General features: G+C 44.1%; 1 protein-coding gene. It reads right to left on the minus strand.

Annotated features, from left to right (window positions below; all coding sequences use genetic code 11):
• Positions 1-1086: hypothetical protein (locus tag U0R11_RS13505; protein ID WP_406752349.1), on the minus strand; the 1086-nt coding region annotated here is incomplete at both ends.

Below are 1086 nucleotides of genomic sequence, written 5' to 3' on the forward strand. Positions count from 1 at the left end.
TATCCGCTGCTGCGGTATTGGTTACCTTAGGTGTTGTTACTGGGGCTGTTGAGCTGGTAGCTCCTGAGAAAGTTAAGTTCTTAGAACCGGTATAAGTGGTTACCGTATTACCACTCGCATCTTTGGCTGTAATCGTTATCGAATTACTAGTTCCTGCTGTCTGAGTCGCTGAACCTGTCACTACTAATTTAGTCGCTGCTCCAGCGTTGATGGTTACACTAGAACTTGTAACTGCTGTTCCGGATGCTGGCGTAAAGGTGAAGGTTCCTGAACCTATCGTTCCTGTGAACGTCAAACCTAAGCTGGTTAAGTTGGCCACGCCACTAACAAAATCACCTGCTTGATTCAACACGTTATTCACTCCTGATCCTAAACCTGTGATCGCTCCTGTCAAACTTGTTGTAACAGTTACGTTATTTGTATTGGCAGCAAAAGTCGTTACTGTATTGCTATACGCATCTTGGGCAGTTAAAAAGTTGGACCCAGTAAAGGCAGAACCATTGGTTTGACTACTATTTAATGAAACCAATAACTTAGTCATTGTACCTGCACTCACAGCTACCGTCAAGCGATCGGCTCCTGCGGCGGAAATTGTACCATCAGTAACCGCTACAAGAGCAGATTCTACTTTATACAACTTCATATTGGTGCTTACAGAACCAGAACTAAAATTTAAGAATGTAGCCGAACCAAAAGAAACATCACTAGCACCGTTATCCACAACTTTAGGGGTAGTAAATGGACTAACGACTGTACTGGCCCCAGAAAAAGTTAATGATTTAGTTCCCGTATAGGTTGTGGCTGTATTTCCACTTGCATCTTTGGCCGTAATCGTAATCGCATTTGTAGCTCCGGCGGTTTGAGTAGCCGATCCTGTCACTACTAATTTCGTAGCTGCACCGGGGCTAATGGTCCTAGATGGACTCGTTACTGCTGTTCCAGTAGCTGGAGTAAAAGTAAAGGTTCCTGAACCTGATGTTCCCGTATAGATCATTCCATCGGTGGTTAAATTAGCCACACCGCTGGTAAAATCACCCACTTGATTCAATACATTAGTACCTCCTGAACCTAAACCACTCACGGTTC

It is taken from the genome of Aquirufa salirivi, from assembly GCF_045310485.1.
GTDB classification, from domain to species: domain Bacteria; phylum Bacteroidota; class Bacteroidia; order Cytophagales; family Spirosomataceae; genus Aquirufa; species Aquirufa salirivi.